At 70.8% G+C, this 2,960-nt stretch carries 3 protein-coding genes; all 3 read left to right on the top strand.

Going from position 1 to position 2,960, the window contains the following annotated elements; genetic code table 11:
- The first annotated feature begins 875 nt into the window (after positions 1-875).
- On the top strand, positions 876-1,508 hold the full coding sequence (locus tag ABD116_RS40870) for a hypothetical protein (RefSeq protein WP_343983962.1): 633 nt from the start codon (positions 876-878) through the stop codon (positions 1,506-1,508).
- 107 nt (positions 1,509-1,615) lie between these two features.
- Positions 1,616-2,623, top strand: coding sequence for a tetratricopeptide repeat protein (locus ABD116_RS40865; protein WP_343983960.1), 1,008 nt, complete (start codon positions 1,616-1,618; stop codon positions 2,621-2,623).
- A gap of 131 nt (positions 2,624-2,754) precedes the next feature.
- On the top strand, positions 2,755-2,960 hold a 206-nt coding region (locus ABD116_RS40860; RefSeq protein ID WP_343983958.1), incomplete at its 3' end, for a hypothetical protein.

The following is a 2,960-nucleotide window of genomic DNA, read 5'->3' as shown; positions in this document are numbered from 1 at the left end:
TAGGTCGTGGGAGAGTAGGACGTCGCCGGACATTCACACTGTTAAGGGCCACCCACTCGGGTGGCCCTTAATGTTTGTGCCTGTACTTTTGTCTGAGCGCCGTTTTCACCTCGTACGACCGATAGGAGTCACCGTGGCTACGCCACCTCGCAACCCCCGCTCTGGTCCGGGCGATCGCTCCGGCCGTGGTTCGTCCGGCGGATCGGGTCGTGCCGGCGGCGGAAACACCGGCGGCCGCTCAGGCGGCTCAAGCTCCGCCCCCCGCGGCGGTTCCTCCGGCGGCCCTCGCGGCGCCTCATCTGGCGGCCCACGTGGCGCCTCGTCCGGCGGTCCCCGCGGCGGCAGCTCCTCAGGCGCCCCCCGTGGCGGCTCCAGCGGCGCCCCGCGCGGAGGCTCGTCTTCCGGCGCGCCCCGTGGCGGTTCCGGCGGCTACGGCGGCAGCTCCTCCGGTGGTTCCCGTGGCGGTTCTGGCGGTGGATACGGTGGTAGCTCGTCCGGCGGTTCTGGTAGCGGTGCTCGAGGCGGTGCTTCGGGTGGGTCTTGGAGTGCTTCCGGTGGTGGGCGTGGAGCGCCGCGTACCGGTGGGGCTCGGCGGGATGACAAGCCGGCTCCGAAGCGGAACACGCGCTGGGACGACAAGGGCGACCCGGGACGCGACCCGTTCAAGGGACAGCTCTCTGACCGCGACGACCGCGGACCGCGTCGCGACGACCGCGGCGCGCCCCGGCGTGACGACCGTTCACCCCTAGGCTCCGATGGCCGCTCCGCCCCGCGCGGCGGCGACCACGGTGGCTACAGCCGCGACGAGCGCAGCGCCCCTCAGCGTGATGACCGTGGCAGTTACAACCGTGATGACCGTGGCGGATACAACCGCGATGACCGTTCCGCCCCGCGTCGTGACGACCGCGGCGGCGACAGCCGTGGTGGGTACAGCCGCGACGAGCGCAGCGCTCCCCAGCGTGACGACCGTGGCGGTTACAACCGTGATGACCGCTCTGCGCCGCGTGGTGACAACCGTGGTGACCGCGGTGGGTACAGCCGGGACGACCGGTCCGCACCGCGTGCGGCTGACCGCGGTGGGTACAACCGCGACGACCGTGGCGGATACGGCCGGGACGACCGGTCGGGGTCGCGTGGTGGGGCTGACCGTGGGGCTCCGCGTGAGGACCGTGGTGGGTACAGCCGCGACGAGCGTTCCGCACCTCGGCGAGATGACCGGGGTGGGCGCGATGAGCGTTCTGCGCCGCGTAGTGGTGGGTATCAGGGTGGGGCTCGGTCTGGGCCTCCTCGGGATGGGCGACCGACCGGCTTCAAGGGCGGCGCTCGTACTGGGCCTCGGGGCGATGACCGGACGGGGGCTGTGCCGCGTCGGGACGAGCGGACCGGATACCAGGACGCGGCTCCCCGCAATGATCGTGGACCGCGTCGGGACGACCGCAACGGGCCGCGCCGTGAAGAGCGTGGCGGCCGCGGGCGTACCGATCGTGAGCGCGGCGGTCGGGGCGTAGGGCGTGAGGACGAGGAGAGGGTCGGTCCGCGTAAGGACGACCCGGTCATTCCGGCCGGGATCACCGGTGCGGAGCTCGACAAGGGGATGAAGGCCGAGCTTCGGTCGTTGCCGCGTAGCCTCGCGGACCTGGTCGCGCAGCACCTGGTGGCGTCCGGCCGGTTCCTGGAGGACGACCCGGATCTCGCTTACCTGCACGCCAAGACGGCTCGACGGCTGGCGGCGCGGCTGGGCGGAGTACGGGAGGCTGTGGCGATCACGGCGTACCTGTCTGAGCACTACGCGGAGGCGCTGACCGAGTTCCGCGCGGTACGGCGGATGACCGGCAACCACGAGGTGCTGCCGGCGATGGCCGACTGCGAGCGTGCGCTCGGCCACCCGGAGAAGGCGCTGGCGTTGTCGCAGGAGAAGGCCGTGCTGACGCTGGAGGAGGGTTCGCAGATCGAGATGCTGATCGTGGCGGCCGGAGCCCGGCGCGACATGGGTCAGACGGCTGCGGCGATCCAGGTCCTCGACATTCCTGAGCTCACCAAGCGGACTCGTGCCGAGTGGTTGCCGCGGCTGCGGTACGCGTACGCCGATGCGCTGGCCGAGGCGGGTCGTACGGACGAAGCCCTCACCTGGTTCCACCGTGCTGCCGGCTCCGACCAGGACGGCTCCACCGGAGCCGCCGAACGCGCCGCCGAACTCGAAGGCCTCACCTTCACCGACCTCGACGAGGACGACGAAGACGAGGTAATCATCGAGGTCTTCGACGACGCCGACGAAGCCGAAGACACCGAAGACGCCGACGACGATGCCGCAGACAACTCCGACGGTGACGCGGCGTCCGACAGCGACGACTCCAACGCAGACGACTCGGACGAGGACGACTCCGACGACGCCGCATCGGACAGCGACGACTCCGCAGACGACGCGGACGACGACCTCGAGTCCGGCGACGAGGACGACTCGGATGAGGACGCGGACGACGCCGATGACTCGGACGGGGACGACGATTCGGATGACGACGATGAGTCTGGTGAGGACGACGCTGAGGATGGTGGATCCGCGGGTGATGAGGCTGCGGGTGACGACGCCGAGGGCGAGAAGGCCGGCGGGAAGTCGGCGGAGTAGTAGCTGGATGTAGTTGGTGAACGGCCCGGGTGGGTGGTGGAGAAATCCGCTGTCTGCCCGGGCCGTTCGCCTTGTCCGGGGGTGGTCGGCGTGGCGGGGCGTGGGGGTCACGGACCGACGAGAATGGCCCGATGACAGCCGACGCTGAAACAGGTCCCCCAACCCCCGCGGCGGTGCCCTCCGGCGCAACGAACGCCAAGCCAGCAACAAGCGCGTCAGTCGCCGACCTGTCACCCGCCCCGGCAGCGCACCCGTCGTCCGCCGACGTGGCGCCCGACCTGGCAGGACACTCGTCGTCCGCTGATGTGGCGCCCGGCCTGGCAGGACACTCGTCGTC

Origin of the sequence: Kribbella koreensis (genome assembly GCF_039525325.1) — a bacterium.
GTDB lineage: Bacteria > Actinomycetota > Actinomycetes > Propionibacteriales > Kribbellaceae > Kribbella > Kribbella koreensis.
The sequence above is the reverse complement of the archived record's forward strand: the minus strand, read 5'-3'. Positions and strand labels throughout refer to the sequence as shown.

Bases quoted from the DNA above. Each gene is read 5' to 3' on its own strand.
- ABD116_RS40870 (WP_343983962.1), top strand. From the start codon at position 876: ATGACCGTTCCGCCCCGCGTCGTGACGACCGCGGCGGCGACAGCCGTG.